The sequence below is a fragment of the Streptomyces ruber genome, assembly GCF_014648075.1.
Lineage (GTDB): Bacteria > Actinomycetota > Actinomycetes > Streptomycetales > Streptomycetaceae > Streptomyces > Streptomyces ruber.
In genome coordinates, this window is sequence record NZ_BMQK01000071.1 from 1 (window position 1) to 654 (window position 654).

Sequence of the window (654 nt, forward strand, 5' to 3'; positions counted from 1 at the left end):
TAGCGGAAATTCCTTGTCGACTCTCTGTAAAATACTCGTTTGGACGAGGGCTTCCAAATACATCGTAAGCTAAACCCGTGCTGACGAATAACCAACCTGCAATGAAAAGGGAAGGTATAGTAATGCTATGAATGACCCAGTATCGAATACTGGTAATAATATCAGCAAAAGAACGTTCTCCTGTGCTTCCAGACATGCCGAGCTCCATATTCGTGTACAGTCAAAAGAAAGGGGGATCGATTCCGTAAAAGATGAGATCAGTAAATGGGAATTCACTGAGATTAAATCTTTGTGAGATCGTCAATAGTGTACCAAGGGTGTCTTTAGAGTATACCGAATCAGTATAGCTATCCTTCTTCTGACACAGCAACGCAATTTCACAATCAGTATCGAAATGGAGTGCTAGATAATTTATTTTTTTTTTCTTTTATTGTTGCTTGTCAATGTTATATATCATTCAATAGAGAATTTATCAAATTCCTGTAGTAGTATAATAGTAGTATAAGGGTTCTCTCCATTATTGGCTTCGGATTAGAAACTGAAAATCAGATATAATGTGAATCCGACGGATTGCTTTCGAATAATTCACGAGGGAGATTCTCATATTCCTTTCTAATTCAATTAGATGCGAAATCTATAAATATTCTTTCTTTT

1 protein-coding gene is annotated in these 654 nt (G+C 36.2%); it reads right to left on the reverse strand.

The genetic code is table 11. The annotated features are described in order from the left end of the window. Nucleotides 1–196 (reverse strand): cytochrome b559 subunit alpha (psbE, locus tag IEZ04_RS36360; RefSeq protein WP_189220928.1); only part of this gene is annotated, 196 nt, incomplete at its 3' end. Nucleotides 197–654: the final 458 nt, after the last annotated feature.